Below are 23,966 nucleotides of genomic sequence, written 5' to 3' on the forward strand. Positions count from 1 at the left end.
TTCCTTCTCAGTGCTTTCAGACCAGCTGTTTGCGCTGGTTTGATGGTGGGATGGATAAAGACTCTCGGTATTTTGCCACAGTGCGCCGGGCCACCATAATCCCCTGATCGGAAAGAAGGGTGGTGAGCTTGCTGTCGCTGAGCGGTTTGGCGGGATTCTCCGCCGAGATTAATTTCTTCACCAGCGCACGGATCGCCGTGGAGGAGGCTTCGCCACCGCCCTCGGTATTGACGTGGCTGGAGAAAAAATACTTCAGTTCAAAAATGCCGCGCGGACTGTGCAGGTATTTCTGCGTGGTCACGCGCGAGATAGTCGACTCGTGCATTTCTACGGCGCTGGCAATATCGGCCAACACCATCGGACGCATGAACTCTTCACCCTGTTCGAAAAAGGCCTGCTGCTGGTCGACGATACAGCGCGTCACCTTCAGCAGCGTGTCGTTGCGGCTTTCCAGGCTTTTAATCAGCCACTTTGCTTCCTGCAGATTGCTGCGAATAAACTGCGTGTCGCTGTCGCTGCGCGAGCTGGCGCCGAGGGAAGCGTAATGCTGGTTGATCTTCAGGCGCGGCACGCTGTCGGCGTTGAGTTCCACCGTCCAGCGATTGCTGGCTTTGCGCACCAGTACGTCCGGAATGACGTATTCTGGTTCCTGGGTGTTGATCGACTGGCCCGGGCGCGGGTCGAGGGTCTGGATCAGCTGCATCGCCCCTTTCAGCACCTCTTCCTTCAGGCGGGTGACGCGCATCAGGCTGCGGAAGTCGTGGTTTGCCAGCAGATCCAGGTGCTCGCCGACGATCAGGCGCGCCTCTTTCAGCAGTGGAAAATCAGTCGGAAACTGTGAGAGCTGCACCATCAGGCAGTCGCGCAGATCGCGGGCGCAGACGCCGACCGGGTCAAAACGCTGCACGCGCTTCAGCACCGCTTCAACTTCATCCATCGACAGCTCGTCATCACCAATGCTGCCGAGGATTTCATCCAGCGTCACGGTGAGATAGCCTGTATCGTCAACCGCATCAACAATCGAGGTTGCTATCGCGCGGTCAGTGTCGGTAAACGGCGTCAGCTCAACCTGCCACATCAGGTAATCCTGCAGCGTCTGGGTGGTTTCACCCTGATAGACCGGCAGTTCATCATCATGATAGTCAGTGCCCGTACCGGATGGCGTGCCGGCGGTGTAGATCTCATCCCAGGTGGCATCGAGCGGCAGCTCTTCCGGCATGTCCTTCTGTTCCAGCGCTTCGCGGGTATCCAGCGCTTCGGTTTCCTGATATTCGCGGGTATCAACTTCTTCGTGAATGTCGGTCTGTTCAAGCAACGGGTTACTTTCCAGCGCCAGCTGAATTTCCTGCTGTAGTTCAAGCGTAGAGAGTTGCAGCAGGCGAATGGCCTGCTGCAGTTGTGGCGTCATGGCAAGCTGTTGGCTCAGCCTGAGTTGTAAACCTTGCTTCATATTCAGAATATTAATTCCCCAGAAATCTTACCGAATGTGAACACCTTATCAGAGTCTGAACTCTTCACCCAAATAGACGCGCTTAACTTGCTCATCGGCCAGGATCGCTTCCGGGGTGCCATGGGCGATCAGATGCCCCTGGCTGACGATATAGGCTCGTTCGCAGACTGCCAGCGTTTCGCGTACGTTATGGTCGGTGATCAACACGCCCAGACCGCTGTCACGCAGGTGCTCAATAATCTTTTTAATATCAATGACGGAGATCGGGTCAACACCGGCAAAGGGCTCATCCAGCAGGATAAACTTCGGGTTAGCGGCCAGCGCGCGGGCAATCTCGACGCGGCGGCGTTCACCACCGGAAAGCGCCTGACCCAGGCTGTCGCGCAGGTGCTCAATGTGGAACTCGGCCAGCAGTTCATTCGCGCGGTCGTCGCGCTGCTCGCTGGTCAGGTCATCACGGATCTGCAGGACGGCCATCAGGTTGTCGTAAACGCTCAGACGACGGAAGATGGAGGCTTCCTGAGGCAGGTAGCCAATACCACGACGCGCACGGGCATGCAGTGGCAGAATACTGATGTCTTCATCGTCGATCACGATACGGCCCGCATCACGCGGCACAATCCCAACCACCATGTAGAAGGTGGTGGTTTTACCTGCACCGTTCGGGCCCAGCAGGCCGACGATTTCGCCGGATTTAACTTCCAGGCTGACATCTTCAACCACGCGACGGCCTTTGTAGGCCTTCGCCAGGTTTTCCGCAATTAAGGTTGCCATGTTAGTTAGTTACTCTTTTTCTGACCGTTTGACTGAGTGCCTTTATCCTGCAACTGCGACGGCACTAACACGGTGGTGACGCGTTTGCCGGTGCTGCCAAAGGCCTGCATTTTTTGCTCTTTGACCAGATAGGTGATTTTGTCACCTTTCACGTTGCTGTCGAGCTGTTCCAGATAAGCGTTGCCGGTCAGTTCGACCAGGTCTTTTGCCAGCTCGTAATGCATTTTCTGGGCGTGGCCCTGCACCGGCTTGCCGTTATCCTGCATCTGGTAGAAAGTTGCCGGATTACCATAGGCATCAACAATGGTTTTATTGCTGTCGCCGCCCGGACGGGTCACCACCACTTTATCCGCGGTGATTTTGATTGAACCCTGGGTGACGATAACTTTGCCGGTAAAGGTAGCCACGTTGCCCTGCATATCCAGCGCCTGGTTTTCTGAATCGACGTTAACCGGTTTCTCGGAGTCGCCGGTCAGTGCCAGAGCGGGCAGGCTGGCGGCAAGCAGCAGTGATGCCGTCAGAAGTTTAAGGCTGTTGTTCATTTTGAATTTCATAAGATGTTTTGACCTTTTCAATCAACTCGGCAGTTTTCTTCCGTAAATTCCCACGCATCTTCATACCTGTAGAGTTAAAGCTGCGGCCATAAAGCGTAACCTGATCGTCTGAAGTGACATCCTGAGTGGTCAGGTTAATTTGAGCGTTATCGGTTTTAATCCGCTCAAGCTGAGCGTCTTTGGTCAGGCTGTTCACTTCCACATGACCATAGAGATAAAGCATGCGGTCATTAGTGAGCTTGGCTTTGTCCGCCCGCACCGACCAGGTTGGAATTTTGTTTTCGTCGTAGGTCGTCATCACCGGGTTATCGAACCAGCTCACCGCTTCGGTCTGGAAGTAGGTGACCTTGTCTGACACCAGCTTATAGCTCAGCGCGCCCTCAGGGTTGTACACCACCGTATGAGAATTATCGCTCATATAGGTCGGTTCCGTGTCGTCACTCCGGGTAGCGTTGCTATCGCTGTCGTTTCCGGTCAGGTTCCAGCCGATCAGCACAATGGCGACCAGCGCCAGTATCAGCGTTATCCAGCGTCTTGTTTTGCTCATACTGACTGCCCTTTGGCCTCTTCAAACTTACCTTGCGCGATCAAAATAAGATCGCAAATTTCCCTCACGGCACCGCGTCCACCGGCAATTCGGGTCACGTAGTCCGCACGGGGCAATAAAACAGGGTGTGCATCGGCCACGGTCACACTCAGGCCAACTTCCGCCATGACCGGCCAGTCGATCAGGTCATCACCAATATAGGCAACCTGCCCGGCACGAAGCGATAGTGTATCCAGAAGTTCACGGAAGGCCAAAAGCTTATCTGTCTGTCCCTGGTAAAGATGGGTAATTCCCAGCGTGGCGCAGCGATCTTCCAGCAGTTTGGCTTTACGGCCGGTAATAATCGCCACTTCAATGCCGCTGGTCAGCAGGCAGCGAATGCCATAACCATCGCGCACGTTGAAGGCTTTAAGCTCTTCACCGTTATTTCCCTGGTAAATCACCCCGTCGGACATCACGCCGTCAACGTCACAAATCAACAGCTTAATTTGCTGTGCCTGCGCCATGACCTGCTGGCTGACTGCGCCATAACAGGTCTCAATGGTGGCTACTGGATTGCTCATTATTTTCAGTTCCTGGTTTATACAACGCCTGCGCGCAGCATGTCATGCATGTGAACCACGCCGAGCAGCTGATCGCCATCGGCGACCATTACGCAGGTAATATTTTTATTCTGCATCAGGTTTAACGCATCCACGGCCAGCGTATTCGGGCGCACGCGCACGCCACCTGGCGTCATCACGCTGGCGATACTGGCATGCTGGATATCAATGCCCATATCGAATACGCGGCGTAAATCACCGTCGGTAAAGATGCCTTCGATTTTCATCAAGTCATTGCAGATTACCGTCATTCCCATGTTTTTACGGGTGATTTCCAGTAAGGCATCACGCAGAGAAGCATCACGGCTGACGTGCGGCATCTCGCTGCCGGAGTGCATGATATCATCAACGCGCAGCAGCAGTTTACGGCCCAGCGCCCCGCCAGGGTGAGAGAGCGCAAAATCTTCCTGGGTAAAACCGCGAGCTTTTAGCAGCGCAACGGCCAGGGCATCACCCATCACTAAGGTTGCGGTGGTGCTGGTGGTCGGGGCCAGGCCCAGCGGGCAGGCTTCCTGCGGCACTTTAACACACAGGTGGATATCTGCCGCACGTCCCATTGCGCTGTCAGGGCGGCTGGTGAGGCAGATCAGCGAAACATGCAGGCGTTTTAGCACCGGGATCAGCGCCAGAATTTCGGAGGACTCGCCGGAGTTGGAAATAGCAATCACCACATCGGATGGGCTTACCATACCGAGATCGCCGTGGCTGGCCTCAGCCGGATGAACAAAAAATGCTGACGTACCGGTGCTGGCAAAGGTCGCCGCCATCTTCTTACCGATATGACCGGATTTGCCCATCCCCATCACCACGACTTTGCCACGGCAGCGATAAATCAGCTCGCAGGCCCGGCTAAAGTCGTCGTTAATGTACCGATCGAGCTGTTCCAGCCCTTCACGTTCAATCCGTAAAACCTCTTTCCCGGCCTGTTGAAAGTCAAAGTCGGGATCGGCCGTGATATGCGCCATAATTCTCCAGTCCTTTTACCAGAAGGTCACTGAGGGGAACTGATACAGCATTCCCACCCAGACGATAAATCCGCACAGCAACAACGCGCCTGCCAGCCGACCAATGCGGCGACTGCGCTGCAAACAGATCAGTGTAAACAGGGCACTGACTCCCAGCATCACCCAGTAATCACGGGCGAAAGCGGCGGAGTCGAGTGTGCCTGGGTGAATCAGTGCCGGAATGCCCAGCACAATTGCCATATTATAAATGTTAGAGCCGATAAGGTTGCCGATGGCGATATCATCTTCGCCCTTCAGCGCGCCAGCAATCACCGTTGCCAGCTCCGGCAGGCTGGTGCCGACCGAAATAATTGTCAGGCCTATCACCAGTTCGCTGACGCCGAAATAGTCGGCAATCACCGTGGCGTTGTCGATGACCATGCGTGTCGACATCGGCAGCACAATCAGCGCCACTGCCAGCCACAGAAAGGCGACAGTATTGCCGACGTCATCTCGCGGCAGTTCAGCCAGCTGCTCACGCGTGAGCGAGTCGCTGTTTTCGCGTTCGGCGCGGCGAGCAATCTTGATAATAAACATCAGATAGATAGCGGCAATGGCGATCATCGCCAGACCATCGTTGCGGCTCAGCTCGTTATCAAACAGCATGACGCCGCACAGCAGCGTCACCAGCAGCATCAGCGGCAGCTCACGGCGTACCAGTCTGGAGTGGACGGTGAGCGGGTGCAGCAGCGCGGCGCCGCCAAGGATCAGTAAAATATTGGTAATATTTGACCCCATCGCGGTGCCAACTGCGATATCCATCTGCCCGTGCGTGGCGGCGGAAAAGGAGACAATCAGCTCCGGTAATGAGGTGCCAATGCCCACCACCGTCATGCCTATAATCAAGGGTGGAATCCCCAGTGACCGGCACAATATTGCGGCGCTAAACACCAGACGATCGGCTCCATAAACCAGTAAGACTAAACCGATAATCAATAGTGCTGTAGCTACGAGCATGAAGTGTCCTTTGGATCGGGTATAATCGTTGGTTACCGTTTGCTTTAAAGAGTTAAGGCAAAGAAAATTTAATGGCTGTGATTTTGACGGTCTGCGAGTGAAAAGTAAAACTTATGCCAGCTTTAGCTACGTTATTGCGGTAAGTTTCTGTAAAAGTGTCCGGTCCGATAGGTAATACGTTACCATTGGGGGTAAATTTAACGCCTGAGAATAAGGAATGAGGTAACTATGAGCCAGACGGAGACGAATTTGGTGGATGTGCGGGGCGTGAGTTTTTCCCGTGGCAACCGGCCGATTTTCGATAACATCTCGCTTACGGTGCCCAAAGGGAAGGTCACCGCGATAATGGGACCTTCCGGCATAGGCAAAACCACTTTACTGCGTTTAATCGGCGGGCAGATCCCTCCGGACAGCGGTGAAATCTGGTTTAACGGCGAAAATATTCCCACGCTGTCGCGCTCACGCCTGTATGAGGCGCGTAAAAAAATGAGCATGCTGTTCCAGTCAGGGGCGTTATTCACCGATCTTAGCGTGTTTGACAACGTGGCATGGCCGCTGCGTGAACATACCCAGCTGCCAAAAGCGCTGCTGCATAGCACTGTGATGATGAAGCTGGAAGCGGTGGGCCTGCGCGGCGCCGCCAATCTTAAGCCTTCTGAACTTTCCGGCGGGATGGCGCGCCGTGCGGCACTGGCGCGAGCAATCGCGCTGGAGCCAGATTTGATCATGTTTGACGAACCCTTTGTCGGCCAGGATCCCATCACCATGGGCGTGCTGGTGAAGCTGATCGACGAACTGAACCACTCGCTGGGCGTCACCTGTATCGTGGTATCGCACGATGTGCCTGAGGTGCTGAGCATTGCCGATTACGCTTATATTATCGCGGATCAGAAAGTGATCGCTCAGGGGACAGCCCCTGAACTGCGTGATAACGAAGATGCCCGCGTGCGTCAGTTTATTGACGGCATTGCTGATGGCCCGGTACCTTTCCGTTTCCCGGCAGGGGATTACCTGCAAGATTTAGTCGGCTCAGGGAGTTAACAGACTGATGTTTCTAAGAGCACTGGCGTCATTAGGGCGTCAGGGAATTAATACCTGTGCCTCGTTTGGCCGCGCCGGACTGATGCTGTTCCATGCGCTGTTTGGCATCCCCCGTTTTCGTAAGCACGCTCACCTGCTGGTTAAACAGCTGTACAGCGTCGGCGTGCTTTCACTGCTCATCGTGATCGTATCCGGGCTGTTTATCGGCATGGTGCTTGGCCTGCAGGGCTACCTGGTGCTGAAAACCTACAGCGCGGAAACCAGCCTGGGGATGATGGTCGCGCTGTCGCTGCTGCGCGAGCTGGGGCCGGTGGTGACCGCGCTGCTGTTTGCCGGGCGTGCCGGTTCGGCCCTGACGGCAGAGATTGGCCTGATGAAAGCCACCGAGCAGCTCTCCAGCATGGAGATGATGGCCGTTGACCCACTGCGCCGCATTATATCGCCGCGTTTCTGGGCGGGCTTTATCAGCATGCCGCTGCTGACGCTGATTTTTGTCGCGGTCGGGGTGATGGGTGGCGCGCTGGTGGGCGTGGGCTGGAAAGGGATTGACCCTGGCTTCTTCTGGTCAGCGATGCAGAGTGCGGTCGACCTGCGAACAGATATTATCAACTGCGTGATCAAGAGCGCCGTATTTGCGGTGACTGTGACCTGGATTGCGCTGTTTAACGGCTATGACGCCATCCCGACTTCTGAAGGGATCAGTCGGGCAACGACGCGTACCGTGGTACATGCTTCACTGGCAGTACTCGGTCTGGATTTTGTGCTTACGGCACTGATGTTTGGGAACTGATGCAATGCAAACGAAAAAAAGCGAAATTTGGGTAGGCGCCTTCTTACTTTTAGCGCTGTGCGCGATCATCTTTCTCTGTCTGCGCGTTGCCGACCTGAAATCCCTCGGCAATGAACCGACCTGGAAGCTTTATGCTACTTTTGACAATATTGGTGGCCTGAAAACCGGCTCCCCGGTCAAAGTTGGCGGTGTGGTAGTGGGGCGCGTAACCGATATCACGCTGGACCCGAAAAACTACTCACCGAAAGTCGCTATGGATATTGAAGACAAATATAACAATATCCCTGACACCAGCTCGCTGGCAGTACGGACTTCCGGTCTGTTGGGCGAACAGTATCTGGCGCTGAATATCGGTTTTGATGACCCGGAAATGGGCACCGCAACCCTGAAAGACGGCGGCACCATCCAGGACACCAAGTCAGCGATGGTGCTGGAAGATCTGATAGGCCAGTTCCTCTACAAGAGCGGGAACGGCGACAACAAGAATCCACCTGCCGCGGGCGATGAGGCGGCTCCGGCCGCAGCAGCGCCTGCTGCGGCGAACAATCCATAAGAGGGCAAGTAATGTTTAAACGTTTACTGATGGTCGCGATGCTGGTCATTGCACCCGTAGCGGCGAATGCCGCAGCCGACCAGACCAATCCTTACAAGCTAATGAATGAGGCGGCGCAGAAGACCTTTGACCGCCTGAAAAACGAACAGCCTAAAATCAAGCAGGATCCTAACTATCTGCGGCAGGTCGTGCGTGAAGAGCTGCTGCCGTATGTGCAGGTGAAATATGCGGGGGCGCTGGTACTGGGCCGCTACTACAAAGAAGCCACCCCGGCACAGCGTGAAGCCTATTTTGCGGCTTTCAGCGACTATCTGACCCAGGCATACGGCCAGGCGCTGGCGATGTATAACGGCCAGACTTATCAGATTGCCCCGGAGCAGCCGCTGGGTGATGCAAACATTATCGCTATCCGCGTCACCATCATCGACCCGAACGGCCGACCACCGGTGCGCCTGGACTTCCAGTGGCGTAAAAACAGCGTCAGCGGAAACTGGCAGGCGTTTGATATGATCGCTGAAGGCGTGAGTATGATTAGCACCAAGCAGAATGAGTGGAGCGGCGTGCTGCGTCAGCAGGGCATCGACGGCCTGACCGCGCGCCTGAAGTCGGCAGCAAATGAGCCTATCACGCTGGACAAGAAGCAGTAATGGACGGGCAACTGCGCTGGCAGGTCGAGGACGACCGGCTAACTCTTGCCGGCGAGCTGGAACGTGAAACGCTGCTGCCGCTTTGGCAGCAGCGTGCTGAGGTGATGGGCCGGGTTGAGATTATCGACGTTGCGGGCCTGCAGCGCGTGGACTCCGGTGGCCTGGCCCTGCTGGTCCATCTGCGGCAGATCGTGCTAGCGCGTGGCAAAGCGCCGCGTTTCGCCGGTATCACGGATAAACTGCGTTCGCTGATCACCCTCTACAACCTGCAGAAAATTATTGCCGAAGGCGAGTAAGACACTGGGCGCGTTAGTCCGGCAGCAGTAGCCGTGGAACGCGTTGAGTTTACTCGTTTTTACCCAAGGGAGCGCATTGTCGCTCCCTTCTTCGTTACGCGCCGGGAGTGTTATCTGTTCTCATTTAGGCTTTTTCTCAAAGCGCAGGCATTTTTTGCTTGTTTAAGAGTCGGGCAGATTCCACTAAGATGTGTGCCTGTTTATTATCAAGTGAATTTAAGAGCATCATGGAAACCAGTGAAATTCAATCCGTGCTGATGAGCGCGCTACCGCTGCAGGAAGTCCACGTAACCGGAGATGGCAGCCATTTCCAGGTGATTGCCGTGGGTGAACTGTTTGGTGAACTGAGCCGCGTTAAGAAACAGCAGACTGTCTATGCTCCGCTGATGGAGTACATCGCGGATAACCGCATGCATGCGGTTTCCATCAAGACTTATACCCCTGAAGAGTGGGCGCGTGACCGTAAGTTAAACGGTTTTTAAGCTGCCAGAGTTTGCCACGCGTAACGTGGTGAGGCGCTGGCGGCAGATTTTTAGCTGACAACAGAGAGCAGTTGCAATGGATAAATTTCGTGTACAGGGTCCGACCCGTCTGAGTGGTGAAGTCACTATTTCCGGGGCCAAAAACGCCGCATTGCCGATCCTGTTCGCTGCTTTGCTGGCTGAAGAGCCGGTAGAGATTCAGAATGTCCCGAAGCTGAAGGACATCGATACCACCATGAAGCTGCTCAGCCAGCTGGGTATGAAAGCAGAACGTAATGGTTCCGTGCATCTGGATGCCAGTGAGGTCAACATTTACTGTGCGCCTTACGATCTGGTGAAAACCATGCGCGCTTCTATCTGGGCGCTTGGTCCGCTGGTGGCGCGTTTTGGCCAGGGGCAGGTTTCACTGCCCGGCGGCTGCGCTATCGGTGCGCGCCCGGTTGACCTGCATATCACCGGTCTGGAGCAGCTTGGCGCCACGATTAAGCTGGAAGAGGGCTACGTGAAAGCCTCGGTTGATGGCCGCCTGAAAGGCGCACATATCGTGATGGATAAGGTCAGCGTTGGCGCAACCGTAACCATTATGAGTGCGGCCACGCTGGCCACCGGCACCACCGTGATTGAGAATGCGGCCCGCGAGCCGGAAATCGTTGATACCGCTAACTTCCTGAACACGCTGGGGGCGAAAATCACCGGCGCAGGCAGCGACCGAATCACTATTGAAGGCGTGCAGCGCCTGGGCGGCGGCGTGTACCGCGTACTGCCTGACCGTATTGAAACCGGCACCTTCCTGGTCGCTGCGGCGATCTCCGGCGGTAAAGTGGTGTGCCGTGCGGCACAGCCTGACACTCTGGATGCCGTACTGGCTAAGCTGCGTGAAGCGGGTGCCGATATCGAAACCGGTGAAGACTGGATCAGCCTGGATATGCACGGTAAGCGTCCTAAGGCCGTCAATCTGCGCACCGCGCCGCATCCGGGCTTCCCAACCGATATGCAGGCCCAGTTCAGCCTGCTGAACCTGGTAGCGGAAGGGACCGGTGTAATTACCGAAACCATCTTCGAGAACCGCTTTATGCACGTGCCAGAGCTGGTACGCATGGGCGCACACGGCGAGATCGAAAGCAACACGCTGATCTGCCACGGGGTGGAAAAACTGTCCGGTGCACAGGTTATGGCTACCGATCTGCGTGCTTCCGCCAGCCTGGTTCTGGCTGGCTGTATCGCAGAAGGCACCACCATTGTGGACCGTATTTACCACATCGATCGTGGTTACGAGCACATTGAAGACAAGCTGGCCGCTCTTGGGGCGAATATCCAGCGCGTAAGCGGCAGCAGCGAAGAGTAATCTTTGCGCGCAGCAAGAAACAGGGTCGGTAGATAATACCGGCCCTTTTTTTTACTTGCGGATGCGCTGCTTGCGATCGAGCAGCCGGTGGGTGTGCGGATCATAGTAGCGGCTCGGCCAAATCTCCGATGGATGAATATTTAGCGCATCAGCAATCAACCATTCACCTTTCGGCCACGGGCGGCACAGGGTGTTGGCGAGTGTCGATGAGCTTAAGCCAGCCTGTCGGGATTGTGCGGCTAGCGTGGTGCCTTTTTTACGCAGCGCGGCAATAATATCGGCGGGGTGCCAGTCTTGCTGATTGTGTCTCACGTGCTTACCCTCCTTGGGCACTTTTGGATATAACAGGTGCTTTATAGCAAATAATTTCCATTTATTTCCAGTAAAATGAGCGACTAAAACATTTTTTGCGTAGTGCTACGCAAAAGTACAGGTAATGGCGTGAGGTTGTTGCATAAAGATGAGAAGGCGGGCAGAGCTGCCGGGCTAAATAGCCGGATCGTGGAGAGAAAAAAAGCGCGGCAGGCCGCGCTCTTAAAGCAGAATCGAGATTAGAATTCGCGCTGTACTGACATATGTGCCAGCGCTTCCAGCGCGCTACGCCACGGTGATTCCGGCAATACATTCAGCGCAGCGATCGCCTTATCGGCTTCTTTCTCTGCGGCGTCGCGGGTCCATTCCAGGGAACCACATTCACGCATGGTTTCCAGAACGGGTTCCAGTAAATGACGGCCGTTACCCTCTTCAATCGCCGAGCGAATCATCGCAGCCTGCTCCGGGCTGCCGTTACGCATCGCGTGCAGCAGCGGCAGCGTTGGTTTGCCTTCGCTCAGGTCATCACCGACGTTTTTCCCCAGAGTTTTGCCATCGGCACTGTAATCGAGAAGATCGTCGATCAGCTGGAAAGCGGTGCCGATATAGCGGCCATAATCCTGCAGCGCCTGCTCCTGTGCTGCTGTGGCACCGGCGAGGATTGCCGAAGATTGCGCCGCCGCTTCGAACAGGCGTGCGGTTTTGCTGTAGATCACCCGCATGTAGCTCTCTTCGGTGATATCCGGGTCGTTACAGTTCATCAGCTGTAACACTTCCCCTTCCGCAATCACGTTCACCGCTTCCGACATCAGCGCCAGCACCTTCAGTGAACCCAGGCTGGTCATCATCTGGAAAGCGCGGGTATAGATGAAGTCGCCGACCAGCACGCTGGCGGCATTGCCAAATGCCGCATTGGCGGTGGCTTTGCCGCGCCGCATATCGGATTCGTCGACGACGTCGTCGTGCAGCAGCGTCGCGGTGTGAATAAATTCGATCAAAGCTGCCACGGTAATATGCTGCTTACCGGAGTAATCATTCACCGCGCGTGCAGCCAGCACGGCGATCATTGGGCGGATGCGTTTCCCTCCGCCGCTGATAATGTAGTAGCCCAGCTGGTTGATAAGGGATACATCGGAGTTCAGCTGGTCGAGTATTGTCGCATTGACGTCCGCCATATCTTGCGCGGTGAGTTCGTTTATCTGTTCTAAGTTCATCAGTCTTTTCAGCTATCGCTCAGTTCGCTGCTATGATAAGCGCCTTAACCCGTGCCTGTGGCATGAAATGTATGACAGATTGTACTGCAAAAACGCGGCGGTGAAACGTCTCCATTCATGTTGCGTTTTTTTTCTGCAATACAGCGCAACAGGCACTTGTCTTTAGTGAGGAAGTTGCGTAGAATTCGCGCCCTATTGTGAATATTTATAGCGCAGCCCGAAATCAAAGAAGGCAAGCGCGAGAGCGGAGTTTATATGTACGCGGTTTTCCAAAGTGGTGGTAAACAACACCGAGTAAGCGAAGGTCAGACCGTTCGCCTGGAAAAGCTGGACATCGCAACCGGCGAAGTTGTTGAATTCGACCAGGTTCTGATGATTGCTAACGGCGAAGACGTTCAGATCGGCGCACCATTAGTTTCTGGTGGCCTGGTCAAAGCGGAAATCGTTGCTCACGGTCGTGGCGACAAAATCAAGATTGTTAAGTTCCGTCGTCGTAAACATTACCGTAAGCAGCAGGGTCACCGTCAGTGGTTCACTGATGTGAAGATCACTGGCATCAGCGCTTAATAGGAGATCTGACAAATGGCACACAAGAAAGCTGGTGGTTCGACTCGTAACGGTCGTGACTCCAACGCAAAACGCCTGGGCGTAAAACGTTTCGGCGGCGAAACTGTTCTGGCTGGTAGCATCATCGTTCGTCAGCGTGGCACCAAATTCCACGCGGGCACCAACGTTGGCTGCGGCCGTGACCACACTCTGTTTGCAACTGCAGACGGCCAGGTCAAATTCGAAGTTAAAGGCCCGAACAACCGTAAATACATCAGCATCGTTGCTGAGTAATTAGGTTTTCGTGCCGCAGAGTGGCAAATGCCGCTCTATGCGACGACGAAAAGAAAAGCCCCGCACTAGACTGCGGGGCTTTTTACATTCTGCCAGGGAACACCGATGTCAGTCAGTAAGCAGCAGGCAGGGATAGGGACCGCTCTCGCGCTGGTCACTGCAATGAGCTGGGGCTCGTTGCCTATTGCGATGAAACAGGTGCTGGTGGTGATGGATCCCGCCACGGTGGTGTTCTACCGTTTTCTCCTTGCAGCAGCAGGCCTGGGCGCAATTTTAGCGCTGAAACGCCAACTGCCGCCGCGTGACTTCTTTCGTCACCCGCGCTGGCTGGTCTGGGTGTTAATTGCCACCGCGGGTCTGGTGGGCAACTTCGTGCTGTTTGGTTCTTCGTTGCAGTATCTCAGCCCTACCGCCTCCCAGGTGATTGCCCAACTGGCACCGCCGGGCATGATGCTCGCCAGCGTATTCATCCTGAAAGAGAGGATGCGTGGCAGCCAGATCGTCGGTGGGGTGATGCTGTTATGCGGACTGGTAATGTTCTTTAACACCAGCCTGATTGAGATCTTCACGCGCCTGACGGATTACACCTGGGGTGTGATCCTCGGTGTCAGCGCGGCCATGGTGTGGGTAGTGTACGGCGTGACGCAGAAAATTTTGCTGCGCCGTCTGGGCTCGCAACAAATCCTGTTTTTGCTGTACACTTTATGTGCAGTGGCGCTGTTACCGATGGCTCGGTTGGAGCTGTTGTGGCAGCTGGACGGCTGGCAGTTAGGCTGTCTGTTATTTTGCGCGCTCAATACCCTGGTGGGTTATGGCGCGCTGGCGGAAGCCTATGCACGCTGGCAGGCGGCACAGGTCAGCGCAATCGTGACGCTGACGCCCTTATTTACCCTGCTGTTTTCAGAATTTTTATCGCTTGGCTGGCCCGACTTTTTTGCCATTCCGCAACTCAATACCTTAGGGTTTGTTGGAGCAATCGTCGTGGTGTCAGGCGCCATGTTTTCCGCAATTGGTCATCGCTTATGGCCACGGCGGAGCAATCCCGACCCGCTGCCAGCAGGCAGTGAGCCCGGGCGAATGAGTGACGGAGAAGTAAAATGAAGTTTGTTGATGAAGCGACGATTCTGGTAGTAGCGGGCGACGGCGGCAATGGCTGCGTCAGCTTCCGTCGTGAGAAATATATTCCGCGTGGTGGTCCAGACGGGGGTGATGGTGGTGACGGCGGCGATGTCTATATGCAGGCTGATGAAAACCTCAACACCCTGATTGACTACCGTTTTGAGAAATCCTTCCGTGCCGAGCGCGGGCAGAACGGCCAGAGCCGTGACTGTACCGGTAAACGCGGCAACGATATCCTGATCAAAGTGCCGGTCGGCACGCGTATTATCGACCAGGGTACCGGTGAAACGCTGGGTGATATGACTCACCATCAGCAGCAGATGATGGTAGCGAAGGGCGGCTGGCACGGTCTGGGTAACACCCGCTTCAAATCCTCCGTAAACCGTACGCCACGTCAGAAAACAATGGGCACCCCGGGCGAAAAGCGCGACCTGCAGCTGGAGCTGATGCTGCTGGCCGACGTCGGTATGCTGGGCCTGCCAAACGCCGGTAAATCGACCTTTATTCGCGCGGTTTCTGCCGCGAAGCCAAAAGTGGCCGATTACCCGTTTACCACCCTGGTGCCAAGCCTCGGCGTGGTGCGCATGGACAGCGAGCAGAGCTTCGTGGTGGCCGATATTCCAGGGCTGATCGAAGGCGCATCGGATGGTGCTGGCCTGGGTATTCGCTTCCTGAAGCACCTCGAGCGCTGCCGCGTTCTGCTGCACACTATCGATCTGGCGCCGATTGACGAAAGCGACCCGGTTGAGAATGCGCGCATCATCCTCGGCGAGCTGGAAAAATACAGCGACAAGCTGTTCAATAAGCCACGCTGGCTGGTGTTCAACAAAGTTGACCTGCTGGATGAGGAAGAGGCGCAGGCGCGTGCTAAAGCGATTGCAGACGCGCTGGGCTGGACCGAGAAGTATTACCTGATCTCCGCGGCGAACCGCGTGGGCGTCAATGCGCTGTGCTGGGACCTGATGTCCTTTATCAACGCCAACCCGAAAGAAGCAGAACTGGAAGCGAAGCAGCCAGAGAAAGTGGAATTCATGTGGGATGACTACCATCGTCAGCAGCTGGAAGATGCACAGCCAGAAGTTGAAGAAGACGATGACTGGGATGACGACTGGGACGAAGACGACGAAGAAGGTGTCGAAACGGTCTATCAGCGTTAATCCACGCTAAAAAAAACGGGACGCCACTGGCGTCCCGTTTTACAGGGTGCTAACCGATAATCGCGGTGGTCAGGCGAGAGATGCAGCACAGCCGATCCCGTGGGTCATATATCTCAATTTGCCACACCTGATTCAGTCCGCCGAGGTGCAGGGCGCGACAGACACCGCGCACCGATCCGCTGTACAGGGCGCGCAGATGCGTGGCGTTAATATCAATGCCCACCACATTCTGGCCCGGCAGCGAGCAGAGCCAGCCCGCCATTGACCCCAGCGACTCTGCCAGCGCCACCGATGCGCCGCCGTGCAGCAGGCCAAAAGGCTGCCGGGTACGATTATCCATCGGCATGACAGCTTCCAGCCAGTCTGCTTCCAGCCGGGTAAACACCATCCCTAAGTGGGCAATCAGCGTATCCTGCGCCATCCCGTTTAGCTCGGCCAGAGTGCTTTGCCGTTTCCACAACCGCTGTACGTCAGGCACCGAGGGTCGCCCCACCGTCGATGACGATATCCTGCAGCACGACATGGCTGGCGCTGTCGGAAGCCAGGAACAGCACCGCGTTAGCGATCTCTTCCGGCTGTGCAATCTTTTGTAACGGAATACCCAGCTTGTACTGCTCCGGATAGCCGGCAATCATCTGCTGCTCATCCTCCGGCCTGCTCCACAGGCTGCGCTGCATGGCGGTGTCGGTAGAGCCCGGCGAGACAATATTACAGCGTACGCCATACGGTGCCATCTCCAGCCCCACCGTCAGGCACAGGCTGCGCAGGGCGGCCTTTGAGGCGCCATAAGCGGACATGCCGATGCGCGGGGCATGGGCGGCGTTGGAAGCGACCGTGACAATGGCCCCGGCGCGCTGCTGGCGGAACAGCGGCAGCGTCTGCTGGAAAAGATTGAACGCTCCCCCGGCGTTAACCGCCATGCAGGCCTGCCAGTCTTCTACCGCCAGTTCGTCGGTGGCCCCGGTGCGCAGGATGCCGGCAGCGTTCACCAGCACGTCCAGACGCTGAGTATCTGACAGCAGGCGCTGGCAGACGCGTTTTACCTGGTCGGCGTTAGCGATATCTACGATAGCGCGCTGAAACGGGTAATGACTCTGGGAAAACTGCTTATCAAAGCCCACTACCGTGGCCCCTGCGGCGACAAACGCCAGCGCGCTATGATAGCCAATTCCCTGACCGGCACCGGTCACCCACACCTGTTTTCCACTAAAGTCAAAGCGGCAGGACATCAGGCAGGCTCCCTCGACAGCAGTGACCACCAACCATCAATGCTGGGATCCTTCGCCAGCGCAACGAAATCGATATCGCTGTGCACCTGGCGCCAGCGGGCGGCCAGCGCCATCATGCGCACGGAATCGAGGCCATAGTCGATGAGGTTTTCGCCATCATCCAGATCTTGCGAATCCTCGTCGAGCAGCGGCAGCACCACCGCGCGCAGCTGTGCTTTGCTCTGCGGGACCGGCAGCAGAGTCTCGGTCATGACCACGCGGCCACTGCGGCCTGCCGTGTAGGTGAGGGACATCATATGCTCTTCGCGGCTGAAGTCCGCCAGCGCATCGGCAACCATAAACGGCTTAATATTGCGCATAAACGCGTCGGTAGCGGTGGTCAGGCAACCGATATGGGCATACACGCCGCAGATGATGAGCTGGTCGCGTCCGGTCTCGTTAAGGATCGACTCCAGCGGCGAACGGTGGAAAGCGCTGTAGCGCCACTTCACCAACACCTGGTCATGTTCATCCGGGGCCAGTGCGGCCACGACTCTCTGCTGGTCAGGATGCCTGTTCAGGCCCGGTCCCCACATATCATTCAGCAGGGCACGATCTTCGTCGCTCTGCTGGTTCGGCTGCGCGGTGTAGAAAACCGGAATGCCCTGTGATTTGCAGTAATGACGCAGCTGGGCAATATTCGCCACCACTTGCTGCACCAGCGGGCTATCTTCACCCCAGAAGTTGAGGAAATATTCCTGCATATCGTGGATTAATAACGCCGCGCGCGCCGGTTCAAACGCCCAGTTCACTTTATTGGTCGGCAGCTCGGCTGCGGTTGGCAGCGCGTAAGATTCGAGTTTTGGAATAGCCATGTTATCTCCTGAAAGTTATCCGTTTTGCCGGTCGGCGAGCTGCTGGCGCAGGCGTTTTTTATCCACTTTGCCAACCGGCGTCAGCGGCAGCGAGTCAACGCACTCGATGCGGTCCGGCAGTTTGAATTCCGCCACGCCCAGTTCACGCAGGTGACGGCGCAGTACCACCGGCTTCAGCACGCTGCGGGCAACGATAAACGCGCAGCTCTTTTCGCCCATCAGGCTGTCCTCCATCGACACCAGCGCGGCGTGGATCACCTCCGGGTGGCGATGCAGCAGGTTTTCAATCTCTTCGGCGGCGATCTTTTCCCCACCGCGGTTGATCTGATCTTTCTCACGCCCCTGCACGGTGATATAGCCATCTTCGGCGATGGCGATCAGGTCGCCTGAGCAGTAAAAGCCCTGCGCATCAAAGCTGGCGGCATTGTGCTCCGGGCTGTTGAAGTAGCCGCGGAAGGTGTAAGGGCCACGCGTCATCAGACGCCCGGTCTGGCCGGCTGGCAGCGGATTACCCTCTGCATCCGCCACCCACACTTCATCATCTGCCGAGATTGGGCAGCCCTGAGTGGTGAGGATATGCTGCTGGTCGTCGTCCAGACGGGTGTAATTGACCAGCCCTTCGGCCATGCCAAATACCTGCTGCAGCTGGCAGCCAATTTCTGTCTGGATACGTGCCGCCAGCGACTCGCTGAGTTTGGCGCCCCCCACCTGCAGCAGCTGAAGCGAGGCCAGAGCACGGTTGCTGCCCCATTCGGCTATCGCCTGTAACCACAGGCTGACGGCCGGGGGCACCAGTGCGGCGACGTTAACCTGATGTTTTTCAATCAGCGGGAAGCAGAGATTGGCGCTGGGATCGTTGGCCAGTACCACGCAGCCTGCGCCATAAAAGACCCCAAGGGAGCCCGGGGAGCTCATGGCGTAGTTGTGGGCGGAGGGCAGGGCATTGAGGTAAATCGTCGCCTGATTGAAGCGGCAAATCTCCACGCTGGCACGAATGCTGTAGTAGTAATCGTTGTGGGTGCGCGGAATGAGCTTTGGCGTGCCGGTGCTGCCGCCGGAAAGCTGGAAGAAGGCGACTTCATCCGCCGCTGACGGGCTGGCGCAGAAATCCCCGGCGGCTTCATCAATCAATCCGGCCAGCGACAGCGCCGTGCTGTGATCATTGTGCAGAGCCACCACGCGCAGCGCCGGCATCGCCTGGCGCAGCTGATTAAGGTAGTCATCGTTAGCAAACAGCGCGTGCTGGCGGTCGGCAATCAGCAGCGCGGGCTGGATTTGCAGCGCGTAGGCATTCAGTTCGCTGCGCTGATGGCTGAACAGCGCGTTAACCGGGGCGACGCCCAGCTTCATCAGGGCAAAAAAAGTGACGTAAAATTCGGCGATGTTACCCAGCTGCACCAGCGCCGTGTCGCCCATTTTCAGGCCGCGACGCTGCAGTGCGGCAGCAAGACGGTCGGACTGCTGCGCCAGTTGAGCGTAGCTGTAGCGGTGTTCCCCGTCGATGACGGCGATGGCGCTGTTGTTTTGCTGACGCTGTAAAATATCGGTCAGCGGCAGATCCAGCCAGTAGCCTTGCTGACGATAGCGGGCGGCCAGATCGTCCGGCCAGCGGGTATAAGGGATAGTCATTGTGCTGCTTCTCAGTTAAGGCCAAAGGCACGGAGCATGGTGTTAAGTTTGACGCCGGTTTCACGCCATTCAGATTCCGGGCTGGAGGCCGGGACAATCCCGGCACCGGCAAACAGCCGCACGCGGTTGCCGTTGACTTTGCCGCAGCGGATGGTTACCACCCACTCACCGTTACCCTGCGCATCGCACCAGCCGACAATGCCGCCAAACAGCCCGCGGTTGAACGGTTCCAGCTCGGCAATCAGCTGCTGGGCGAGCGCGTGCGGAAAGCCGCTCAGGGCGGGGGTCGGATGCAGCAGGCAGGCCAGCGACAGGGCGCTATCAGCCTTATCACTCACTTCCCCTTCGATGGCGGTGCCGAGATGCCACAGCGTCGAGGTGGCGAGCAGTTCCGGCGTTTCAGGCAGCGTCAGCTGCGCGCTGCGGGGTTGCAGCACGTCGCGCATGGCGTCGGTTACCAGCTTGTGCTCGTAGCGGTCTTTGCTGGAGTTCATTAACTGCTGCCCGGCTGCACGGTCGCGGGCGTCATCTTTTTCGCGCCGTGCCGAACCGGCCAGCGGATGGGTAAAGAAACGATCGCCCTGTTTGCGCAGCAGCAGTTCCGGGCTGGCACCCAGCAGGGACCCGCCTTCCGCTAACGGTACGTGGAAGTTATAGCTGCCCGGGTTCTGCGCGATCACCCGCGTCATCAGGCTGGCAATATCTATCGGTTGTGCAGTGGCGATCTCCATCAGGCGGGACAGGACGACTTTATCCAGCTGCTGCGCTGAGGTGGCGTCCACGGCGCGGCTGACCATCTGCATAAACTCATCCTGCTCCGGCAGCGCGGTGCGGCGAATCACCTCCGGCAGCGCAGCCTGGCTGGTCGCCATCTGCTGGCGCCAGGCTCTGCTGTCGAAATACTGGCTGGACTCAGGGATAAACAGCGCAGAGGGCTGGCTGGCGTCGAAGGGGATGGCACCGACCAGTATTGGGTTGGCAATCCCCTGGCGCTTCGCCTCGGCGAAACGCTGGTGGATCTCCTGTTGAAACTCTCCGTGCAAAGACTCTCCGCCCAGGGCAGGGGTGCTGATAGTCGTGAAGCATCCCTGTGCTGCCAGGCTACGCCAGGGGGACATGAAGAAGAAGCCGCTGGCGGCGGCTTTTGTCGCGAACTGCAGCGTGCTTTCTGACGTTAACGATTCCATCGGGCATCCTTTGATAAATGATAAACGTAGTAAGAACTATTATCATTTGCTTTCAGGTGCAGTAAATTACGTCGAATAGGGCATAGTGTCAATAAAGGTAAATTAATTTAATTAGCGTAAAGGGAGGCTTACATTCAGCGCCAATTCCTTGCCGTTAGCGGTGTTATCGCCAGGTAAGGGGGCGCCATAGGTAAGCGCCGCTGGGGGAAGGCGGGGGAGAGCTGTGATTAACCGAGTTGGTAAGGTAGCCAGCAGGTGGCGATCAATCCCTGGCGGTCTGTGCGGTTGGCCAGGTCAAAATTGCCGTGGTGAATCTGGATAATGCGCTGGACGATATTCAGCCCGAGGCCGCTGCCACCGTAGCGCTGGTCCATTCGGCGGAAGGCTTTTACCACTTCGCGCACTGCGCTTTCTTCGATGCCGGGGCCTTCATCGCAGACGGTGATTTCACTGCCATCACTGCTGGCAGTGATATTCAGTGTGACGGTGCTGTGCTGTGGGCTGTAGCGTGAGGCATTTTCCAACAGGTTGCGCAGCATCAAACGCAGCAATACCGCGTCGCCTTGAGCCGTCAGCATCAGATCACCGCTGACGATCAGCTGCTGCTGACGCAGGGCCAGCAGTTCATCAATCTCTTCGCGCAAGGGTTCAACGATCTCCTGCCACGATACCGTCTGATAATGCCCGCTGGCCAGCGCGTGGCCTGCACGCGACAGCATCAATAGCTGTTCGATAACGTGCATCAGCTGATCGATGCGCTCAACCAGCATTGGCCCTTTTTTTACCCCTTCCTGCTCCAGCAGTTCCAGATGCAGACGCAGGCCTGCCAGCGGGGTGCGCAGTTCATGCGCCGCGTCGGCGGTGAATAATCTCTCCTGCTGCAGCTGATGATCCAGGCGGCCCAGCAGCTGGTTTAGCGCGCCGGTAACCGCGACAATTTCATCCATGTCAGAATGCAGCGGCAGCGGGGTGAGATTATCGGCAGAGCGGGCGGTGAGGCTTTTTTGCAGCGAACGCAGCGGGCGGATGATCCAGCTGATGGCCCAGAATGAGAGCAGCAGCGTGAAGCACACCATCACTAAAGAGGGGAGCAGCAGTGAGGCAATCGCCTCACGGATCTCATTTTCGACGTGCTCATTGCGGGAATGGGCGGAGAGCGTTTCGTTGACCAGAAAGCTGATCTGCTCACGGCTCTCATGCCACAGCCATAACGCGCTCATCAGCTGGCAGCTGAGCAGGATCAGCGCCAGCATGATCAGCAAACGCCGCCGCATACTGTTCATTCACGCTCTTCCAGGCGATAACCGACGCCGCGTACCGTTTTGATCCGATCCTTACCCAGCTTGCGGCGCAGATTGTGAATGTGAACCTCAAGGGTGTTGGAGCCGGTATCATCCTGCCAGCTGTAGAGATCCTGCTGTAAGGTTTCGCGATGTACGGTCTGACCGATGCGCATTAATAGCCGGGTCAGCAGGGCAAACTCTTTCGGGGTGACTTCGACCGGCTTGCCCTCAACCCCCACCTGCTGCGAGGAGAGATTGAGCGCAATGTCACCATGCTGCAGCAGGTTATCGCTCTTACCCTGGTAGCGGCGGATCAGTGCACGGGCGCGCGCTTTCAGCTCTACCAGCGCAAACGGCTTGATCAGGTAGTCATCTGCACCGGCATCCAGCCCCTCCACGCGATCTTCTAACGCATCGCGTGCGGTGAGGATCAGCACCGGCAGGTCAACCTGCTCTTTGCGCCACTGGCGCAGCAGGTCGGCTCCGTCCCGGTCCGGCAGGCCAAGGTCGAGCACGATTAAACTGTACTGAGCGTTTTGCAGCAAGGCCACCGCTTCGCGGGCGTTGGCGGCACAGTCAACCGCATATCCTTCACCGGTCAGGGCGAGGGATAATCCTTCCTGCAGCAGCACATCATCTTCAACGATCAGTATTTTCATCGGCTCAGTTGTTCTGATAAACGTCTTTATACAGACGGCTTTCGAAGCGCACCAGTGGGATACGGCGCTGACGCTGATCCTCAGGTGGTACGGCGTAACCAGACAGATACTGGACAAAAGCCACGCGCTGTCCGCTGGCGGTGGTCATAAAGCCGGCCAGGTTGTAAACACCCTGCAACGAACCCGTTTTGGCGGACACTTTGCCATCCACGCCGGCTTCATGAAGACCGCCGCGATAGCGTAAGGTTCCGTCATAACCCGCCAGCGGCAGCATAGAAATATAGTTTAGCTGCTGATCGTTCTGCGCAATGTACTGCAGCACCTGCATCATTGTCGCAGGGGAAATCAGGTCGTGGCGCGACAGGCCGGAACCGTCGACCTGAATGCTGTTACCGAGATCGATATTGGCTTTCTGACGCAGGATCTGACGCACGGCATCCGAGCCTGCTCGCCATGTGCCCGGCACGCCGAAGCGCTCATGACCGATGGTGCGGAACACCGTATCGGCGATCATATTGTCGGATTTTTTCAGCATGATCTTCAGCAGATCGTGCAGCGGAGCCGACTGCGTCGCGGCCAGTACGGTACCGGGTTGCGTCACCTGCGTCTGGCGCACCAGATGCCCGGTATAGTCGATACCGGCGCTCTGAAGTTCGGATTTGAGGATAGCACCCGCATAGCTGGCTCCATCCTGTATCGCGAACGCCAGCGGCAGCGGCTCACTGCGCTGCGTCAGGCAGCCGGTGAGCGTAAAGCGGTTCAGCTCACCGGGGACCACGTCCAGCTCGCAATACTGCGCATCCGGTGACCCTTTTGCCAGAGTGCGCACTTCGCTGAACATATTGACCGGATACCAGGAGGCGACGCGTATAAAGGCTTTTTCTCCCGGATTCGGCGCGCTGTAAAGCGACACCGAGAAGCAGTTACGGTCAACGATAGCGGCGCCAGGCGGAGCACTAAAGCACTGGGTCATATCATTCCACGGCCAGCCGGGGGCTTTGTCGTGGCTGGCGAACACCGAGGTGTCGATCACCAGGTTGCCGTCAATATGCTGCACGCCCTGTTTCTTCAGTGCCGCCACCATATTGCGCAGGTCCTGACGCGTCAGCGTCGGGTCACCGCCGAAGCGTGCGACCAGATCGCCACGCAGCGTATCGCCGCTCAGGCTGCCTTTACTTTCGAGCTGGGTGTGAAAACGGTAATCAGGACCAAGCTGTAACAGTGCCGCCAGCGCGGTAATCACTTTCATGGTACTGGCCGGCAGCGCCATCTGCTGGCTGTGATAATCAATCGAGGGCGACGCAGCGCCAATTTTCTGCACAATCAGCGCCAGGTTCGCGCCGTCGGGTAAGTATTGGGTGTAGTCTTCGACGGGGGCTGCCTGCGCTTGCAGCATAAATGCGCAGCTAATGCCGGTGACAATTCGTGAAAATCGCATAAT

At 56.8% G+C, this 23,966-nt stretch carries 28 protein-coding genes; 11 read left to right on the plus strand and 17 right to left on the minus strand.

Annotated features, from left to right (window positions below):
* Positions 1 to 16 precede the first annotated feature (16 nt).
* The 7 genes from rpoN to QLG07_RS21905 are packed head-to-tail and all read right to left on the minus strand — an operon-like array spanning position 17 to position 5,888.
* Complete coding sequence (gene rpoN, locus QLG07_RS21875; protein WP_048914454.1) at positions 17 to 1,450, minus strand: RNA polymerase factor sigma-54; 1,434 nt, start codon at positions 1,448 to 1,450, stop codon at positions 17 to 19.
* A 48-nt stretch (positions 1,451 to 1,498) separates the two neighbouring features.
* Positions 1,499 to 2,224, minus strand: a complete 726-nt coding sequence (lptB, locus tag QLG07_RS21880; protein WP_048914455.1) for an LPS export ABC transporter ATP-binding protein — start codon at positions 2,222 to 2,224, stop codon at positions 1,499 to 1,501.
* 5 nt (positions 2,225 to 2,229) lie between these two features.
* Positions 2,230 to 2,778: a lipopolysaccharide ABC transporter substrate-binding protein LptA gene (gene lptA / locus QLG07_RS21885; protein WP_048914456.1), complete on the minus strand. Its 549-nt coding sequence runs from the start codon at positions 2,776 to 2,778 to the stop codon at positions 2,230 to 2,232.
* Positions 2,750 to 3,325, minus strand: coding sequence for an LPS export ABC transporter periplasmic protein LptC (gene lptC, locus QLG07_RS21890; RefSeq protein ID WP_048914457.1), 576 nt, complete (start codon positions 3,323 to 3,325; stop codon positions 2,750 to 2,752). The genes lptA and lptC overlap by 29 nt, the downstream gene beginning before the upstream one ends.
* Positions 3,322 to 3,888, minus strand: a complete 567-nt coding sequence (kdsC, locus tag QLG07_RS21895; protein ID WP_133622601.1) for a 3-deoxy-manno-octulosonate-8-phosphatase KdsC — start codon at positions 3,886 to 3,888, stop codon at positions 3,322 to 3,324. The genes lptC and kdsC overlap by 4 nt, the downstream gene beginning before the upstream one ends.
* Before the next feature lie 17 nt (positions 3,889 to 3,905).
* Positions 3,906 to 4,892, minus strand: a complete 987-nt coding sequence (gene kdsD, locus QLG07_RS21900; protein ID WP_133622602.1) for an arabinose-5-phosphate isomerase KdsD — start codon at positions 4,890 to 4,892, stop codon at positions 3,906 to 3,908.
* Between the two features lie 15 nt (positions 4,893 to 4,907).
* Positions 4,908 to 5,888, minus strand: coding sequence for a calcium/sodium antiporter (locus tag QLG07_RS21905; protein ID WP_048914460.1), 981 nt, complete (start codon positions 5,886 to 5,888; stop codon positions 4,908 to 4,910).
* 228 nt (positions 5,889 to 6,116) lie between these two features.
* Between QLG07_RS21905 and mlaF the strand changes: the two genes are divergently transcribed.
* The 7 genes from mlaF to murA all read left to right on the plus strand — a co-directional run bounded on the left by mlaF (position 6,117) and on the right by murA (position 11,042).
* On the plus strand, positions 6,117 to 6,929 hold the full coding sequence (mlaF, locus tag QLG07_RS21910; protein ID WP_048914461.1) for a phospholipid ABC transporter ATP-binding protein MlaF: 813 nt from the start codon (positions 6,117 to 6,119) through the stop codon (positions 6,927 to 6,929).
* A 7-nt stretch (positions 6,930 to 6,936) separates the two neighbouring features.
* Positions 6,937 to 7,719, plus strand: coding sequence for a lipid asymmetry maintenance ABC transporter permease subunit MlaE (mlaE, locus tag QLG07_RS21915; RefSeq protein WP_048914462.1), 783 nt, complete (start codon positions 6,937 to 6,939; stop codon positions 7,717 to 7,719).
* A 4-nt stretch (positions 7,720 to 7,723) separates the two neighbouring features.
* Positions 7,724 to 8,272, plus strand: a complete 549-nt coding sequence (mlaD, locus tag QLG07_RS21920; protein ID WP_048914463.1) for an outer membrane lipid asymmetry maintenance protein MlaD — start codon at positions 7,724 to 7,726, stop codon at positions 8,270 to 8,272.
* Between the two features lie 11 nt (positions 8,273 to 8,283).
* A complete protein-coding gene (mlaC, locus tag QLG07_RS21925; RefSeq protein WP_133622604.1) occupies positions 8,284 to 8,919 on the plus strand; it encodes a phospholipid-binding protein MlaC in 636 nt (211 codons plus the stop codon).
* Positions 8,919 to 9,215, plus strand: coding sequence for a lipid asymmetry maintenance protein MlaB (gene mlaB, locus QLG07_RS21930; protein WP_282470160.1), 297 nt, complete (start codon positions 8,919 to 8,921; stop codon positions 9,213 to 9,215). The genes mlaC and mlaB overlap by 1 nt, the downstream gene beginning before the upstream one ends.
* 227 nt (positions 9,216 to 9,442) lie before the next feature.
* On the plus strand, positions 9,443 to 9,697 hold the full coding sequence (gene ibaG, locus QLG07_RS21935; protein WP_048914466.1) for a BolA family iron metabolism protein IbaG: 255 nt from the start codon (positions 9,443 to 9,445) through the stop codon (positions 9,695 to 9,697).
* A 76-nt stretch (positions 9,698 to 9,773) separates the two neighbouring features.
* The gene (gene murA / locus QLG07_RS21940) at positions 9,774 to 11,042 is read left to right on the plus strand and encodes a UDP-N-acetylglucosamine 1-carboxyvinyltransferase (RefSeq protein ID WP_099753981.1); all 1,269 of its coding nucleotides are present in this window, start codon (positions 9,774 to 9,776) and stop codon (positions 11,040 to 11,042) included.
* 51 nt (positions 11,043 to 11,093) lie between these two features.
* Here the strand turns inward: murA and QLG07_RS21945 are convergent, their stop codons facing one another.
* Together QLG07_RS21945 and ispB are read right to left on the minus strand one after the other, a co-directional pair.
* Entirely contained in the window at positions 11,094 to 11,354 is a 261-nt protein-coding gene (locus QLG07_RS21945) for a helix-turn-helix transcriptional regulator (protein ID WP_048914468.1), read from the minus strand.
* A gap of 239 nt (positions 11,355 to 11,593) precedes the next feature.
* A complete protein-coding gene (ispB, locus tag QLG07_RS21950; protein ID WP_282470161.1) occupies positions 11,594 to 12,568 on the minus strand; it encodes an octaprenyl diphosphate synthase in 975 nt (324 codons plus the stop codon).
* Positions 12,569 to 12,823: 255 nt separating this feature from the next.
* Between ispB and rplU the strand changes: the two genes are divergently transcribed.
* The 4 genes from rplU (at position 12,824) to cgtA (ending at position 15,684) form a co-directional block, all read left to right on the plus strand.
* On the plus strand, positions 12,824 to 13,135 hold the full coding sequence (gene rplU / locus QLG07_RS21955; RefSeq protein WP_048914470.1) for a 50S ribosomal protein L21: 312 nt from the start codon (positions 12,824 to 12,826) through the stop codon (positions 13,133 to 13,135).
* Between the two features lie 15 nt (positions 13,136 to 13,150).
* On the plus strand, positions 13,151 to 13,408 hold the full coding sequence (rpmA, locus tag QLG07_RS21960; protein ID WP_048914471.1) for a 50S ribosomal protein L27: 258 nt from the start codon (positions 13,151 to 13,153) through the stop codon (positions 13,406 to 13,408).
* A gap of 105 nt (positions 13,409 to 13,513) precedes the next feature.
* The gene (locus tag QLG07_RS21965; protein WP_048914472.1) at positions 13,514 to 14,509 is read left to right on the plus strand and encodes a DMT family transporter; all 996 of its coding nucleotides are present in this window, start codon (positions 13,514 to 13,516) and stop codon (positions 14,507 to 14,509) included.
* A complete protein-coding gene (cgtA, locus tag QLG07_RS21970; protein WP_282470162.1) occupies positions 14,506 to 15,684 on the plus strand; it encodes an Obg family GTPase CgtA in 1,179 nt (392 codons plus the stop codon). The genes QLG07_RS21965 and cgtA overlap by 4 nt, the downstream gene beginning before the upstream one ends.
* 49 nt (positions 15,685 to 15,733) lie before the next feature.
* On the opposite strand, the gene QLG07_RS21975 is transcribed toward cgtA, so the two are convergent.
* The 8 genes from QLG07_RS21975 to dacB all read right to left on the minus strand — a co-directional run bounded on the left by QLG07_RS21975 (position 15,734) and on the right by dacB (position 23,963).
* Positions 15,734 to 16,105, minus strand: a complete 372-nt coding sequence (locus QLG07_RS21975) for a hotdog fold thioesterase (protein ID WP_048914474.1) — start codon at positions 16,103 to 16,105, stop codon at positions 15,734 to 15,736.
* A gap of 49 nt (positions 16,106 to 16,154) precedes the next feature.
* Positions 16,155 to 16,913 carry a 2,3-dihydro-2,3-dihydroxybenzoate dehydrogenase gene (gene dhbA, locus QLG07_RS21980; protein WP_282470163.1) on the minus strand — a complete coding sequence of 253 codons (759 nt, stop codon included), beginning with the start codon at positions 16,911 to 16,913 and terminating at the stop codon, positions 16,155 to 16,157.
* A complete protein-coding gene (locus tag QLG07_RS21985; protein WP_187498751.1) occupies positions 16,913 to 17,767 on the minus strand; it encodes an isochorismatase in 855 nt (284 codons plus the stop codon). The genes dhbA and QLG07_RS21985 overlap by 1 nt, the downstream gene beginning before the upstream one ends.
* Positions 17,768 to 17,782: 15 nt before the next feature.
* Positions 17,783 to 19,396 (minus strand): (2,3-dihydroxybenzoyl)adenylate synthase, encoded by a 1,614-nt coding sequence (locus tag QLG07_RS21990; protein ID WP_282470164.1) that lies wholly within the window; start codon positions 19,394 to 19,396, stop codon positions 17,783 to 17,785.
* A gap of 11 nt (positions 19,397 to 19,407) precedes the next feature.
* Positions 19,408 to 20,583, minus strand: a complete 1,176-nt coding sequence (locus tag QLG07_RS21995; protein ID WP_282470165.1) for an isochorismate synthase — start codon at positions 20,581 to 20,583, stop codon at positions 19,408 to 19,410.
* 227 nt (positions 20,584 to 20,810) lie between these two features.
* The gene (gene pmrB / locus QLG07_RS22000; protein WP_187498677.1) at positions 20,811 to 21,866 is read right to left on the minus strand and encodes a two-component system sensor histidine kinase PmrB; all 1,056 of its coding nucleotides are present in this window, start codon (positions 21,864 to 21,866) and stop codon (positions 20,811 to 20,813) included.
* Positions 21,863 to 22,525 carry a two-component system response regulator PmrA gene (gene pmrA, locus QLG07_RS22005; protein WP_187498678.1) on the minus strand — a complete coding sequence of 221 codons (663 nt, stop codon included), beginning with the start codon at positions 22,523 to 22,525 and terminating at the stop codon, positions 21,863 to 21,865. The genes pmrB and pmrA overlap by 4 nt, the downstream gene beginning before the upstream one ends.
* A gap of 4 nt (positions 22,526 to 22,529) precedes the next feature.
* Positions 22,530 to 23,963, minus strand: a complete 1,434-nt coding sequence (gene dacB, locus QLG07_RS22010; protein WP_099753983.1) for a serine-type D-Ala-D-Ala carboxypeptidase — start codon at positions 23,961 to 23,963, stop codon at positions 22,530 to 22,532.
* Positions 23,964 to 23,966: the final 3 nt, after the last annotated feature.

This window comes from Erwinia sp. V90_4 (assembly GCF_029967685.1).
Lineage (GTDB): Bacteria > Pseudomonadota > Gammaproteobacteria > Enterobacterales > Enterobacteriaceae > Erwinia > Erwinia aphidicola.

What these genes read in the sequence shown, in the direction of transcription:
- QLG07_RS21985 (WP_187498751.1), bottom strand. Translation starts at nt 17,767, where the DNA reads ATGGCTATTCCAAAACTCGAATCTTACGCGCTGCCAACCGCAGCCGAG.
- lptC (WP_048914457.1), bottom strand. Translation starts at nt 3,325, where the DNA reads ATGAGCAAAACAAGACGCTGGATAACGCTGATACTGGCGCTGGTCGCC.
- mlaB (WP_282470160.1), top strand. Translation starts at nt 8,919, where the DNA reads ATGGACGGGCAACTGCGCTGGCAGGTCGAGGACGACCGGCTAACTCTT.
- mlaC (WP_133622604.1), top strand. Translation starts at nt 8,284, where the DNA reads ATGTTTAAACGTTTACTGATGGTCGCGATGCTGGTCATTGCACCCGTA.
- rplU (WP_048914470.1), top strand. Translation starts at nt 12,824, where the DNA reads ATGTACGCGGTTTTCCAAAGTGGTGGTAAACAACACCGAGTAAGCGAA.
- rpmA (WP_048914471.1), top strand. Translation starts at nt 13,151, where the DNA reads ATGGCACACAAGAAAGCTGGTGGTTCGACTCGTAACGGTCGTGACTCC.
- murA (WP_099753981.1), top strand. Translation starts at nt 9,774, where the DNA reads ATGGATAAATTTCGTGTACAGGGTCCGACCCGTCTGAGTGGTGAAGTC.
- mlaE (WP_048914462.1), top strand. Translation starts at nt 6,937, where the DNA reads ATGTTTCTAAGAGCACTGGCGTCATTAGGGCGTCAGGGAATTAATACC.
- lptB (WP_048914455.1), bottom strand. Translation starts at nt 2,224, where the DNA reads ATGGCAACCTTAATTGCGGAAAACCTGGCGAAGGCCTACAAAGGCCGT.
- QLG07_RS21990 (WP_282470164.1), bottom strand. Translation starts at nt 19,396, where the DNA reads ATGACTATCCCTTATACCCGCTGGCCGGACGATCTGGCCGCCCGCTAT.
- dacB (WP_099753983.1), bottom strand. Translation starts at nt 23,963, where the DNA reads ATGCGATTTTCACGAATTGTCACCGGCATTAGCTGCGCATTTATGCTG.
- QLG07_RS21995 (WP_282470165.1), bottom strand. Translation starts at nt 20,583, where the DNA reads ATGGAATCGTTAACGTCAGAAAGCACGCTGCAGTTCGCGACAAAAGCC.
- cgtA (WP_282470162.1), top strand. Translation starts at nt 14,506, where the DNA reads ATGAAGTTTGTTGATGAAGCGACGATTCTGGTAGTAGCGGGCGACGGC.
- mlaF (WP_048914461.1), top strand. Translation starts at nt 6,117, where the DNA reads ATGAGCCAGACGGAGACGAATTTGGTGGATGTGCGGGGCGTGAGTTTT.
- rpoN (WP_048914454.1), bottom strand. Translation starts at nt 1,450, where the DNA reads ATGAAGCAAGGTTTACAACTCAGGCTGAGCCAACAGCTTGCCATGACG.
- QLG07_RS21905 (WP_048914460.1), bottom strand. Translation starts at nt 5,888, where the DNA reads ATGCTCGTAGCTACAGCACTATTGATTATCGGTTTAGTCTTACTGGTT.
- kdsD (WP_133622602.1), bottom strand. Translation starts at nt 4,892, where the DNA reads ATGGCGCATATCACGGCCGATCCCGACTTTGACTTTCAACAGGCCGGG.
- pmrA (WP_187498678.1), bottom strand. Translation starts at nt 22,525, where the DNA reads ATGAAAATACTGATCGTTGAAGATGATGTGCTGCTGCAGGAAGGATTA.
- lptA (WP_048914456.1), bottom strand. Translation starts at nt 2,778, where the DNA reads ATGAAATTCAAAATGAACAACAGCCTTAAACTTCTGACGGCATCACTG.
- kdsC (WP_133622601.1), bottom strand. Translation starts at nt 3,888, where the DNA reads ATGAGCAATCCAGTAGCCACCATTGAGACCTGTTATGGCGCAGTCAGC.
- dhbA (WP_282470163.1), bottom strand. Translation starts at nt 16,913, where the DNA reads ATGTCCTGCCGCTTTGACTTTAGTGGAAAACAGGTGTGGGTGACCGGT.
- QLG07_RS21975 (WP_048914474.1), bottom strand. Translation starts at nt 16,105, where the DNA reads ATGGCGCAGGATACGCTGATTGCCCACTTAGGGATGGTGTTTACCCGG.
- ibaG (WP_048914466.1), top strand. Translation starts at nt 9,443, where the DNA reads ATGGAAACCAGTGAAATTCAATCCGTGCTGATGAGCGCGCTACCGCTG.
- ispB (WP_282470161.1), bottom strand. Translation starts at nt 12,568, where the DNA reads ATGAACTTAGAACAGATAAACGAACTCACCGCGCAAGATATGGCGGAC.
- mlaD (WP_048914463.1), top strand. Translation starts at nt 7,724, where the DNA reads ATGCAAACGAAAAAAAGCGAAATTTGGGTAGGCGCCTTCTTACTTTTA.
- QLG07_RS21965 (WP_048914472.1), top strand. Translation starts at nt 13,514, where the DNA reads ATGTCAGTCAGTAAGCAGCAGGCAGGGATAGGGACCGCTCTCGCGCTG.
- pmrB (WP_187498677.1), bottom strand. Translation starts at nt 21,866, where the DNA reads ATGAACAGTATGCGGCGGCGTTTGCTGATCATGCTGGCGCTGATCCTG.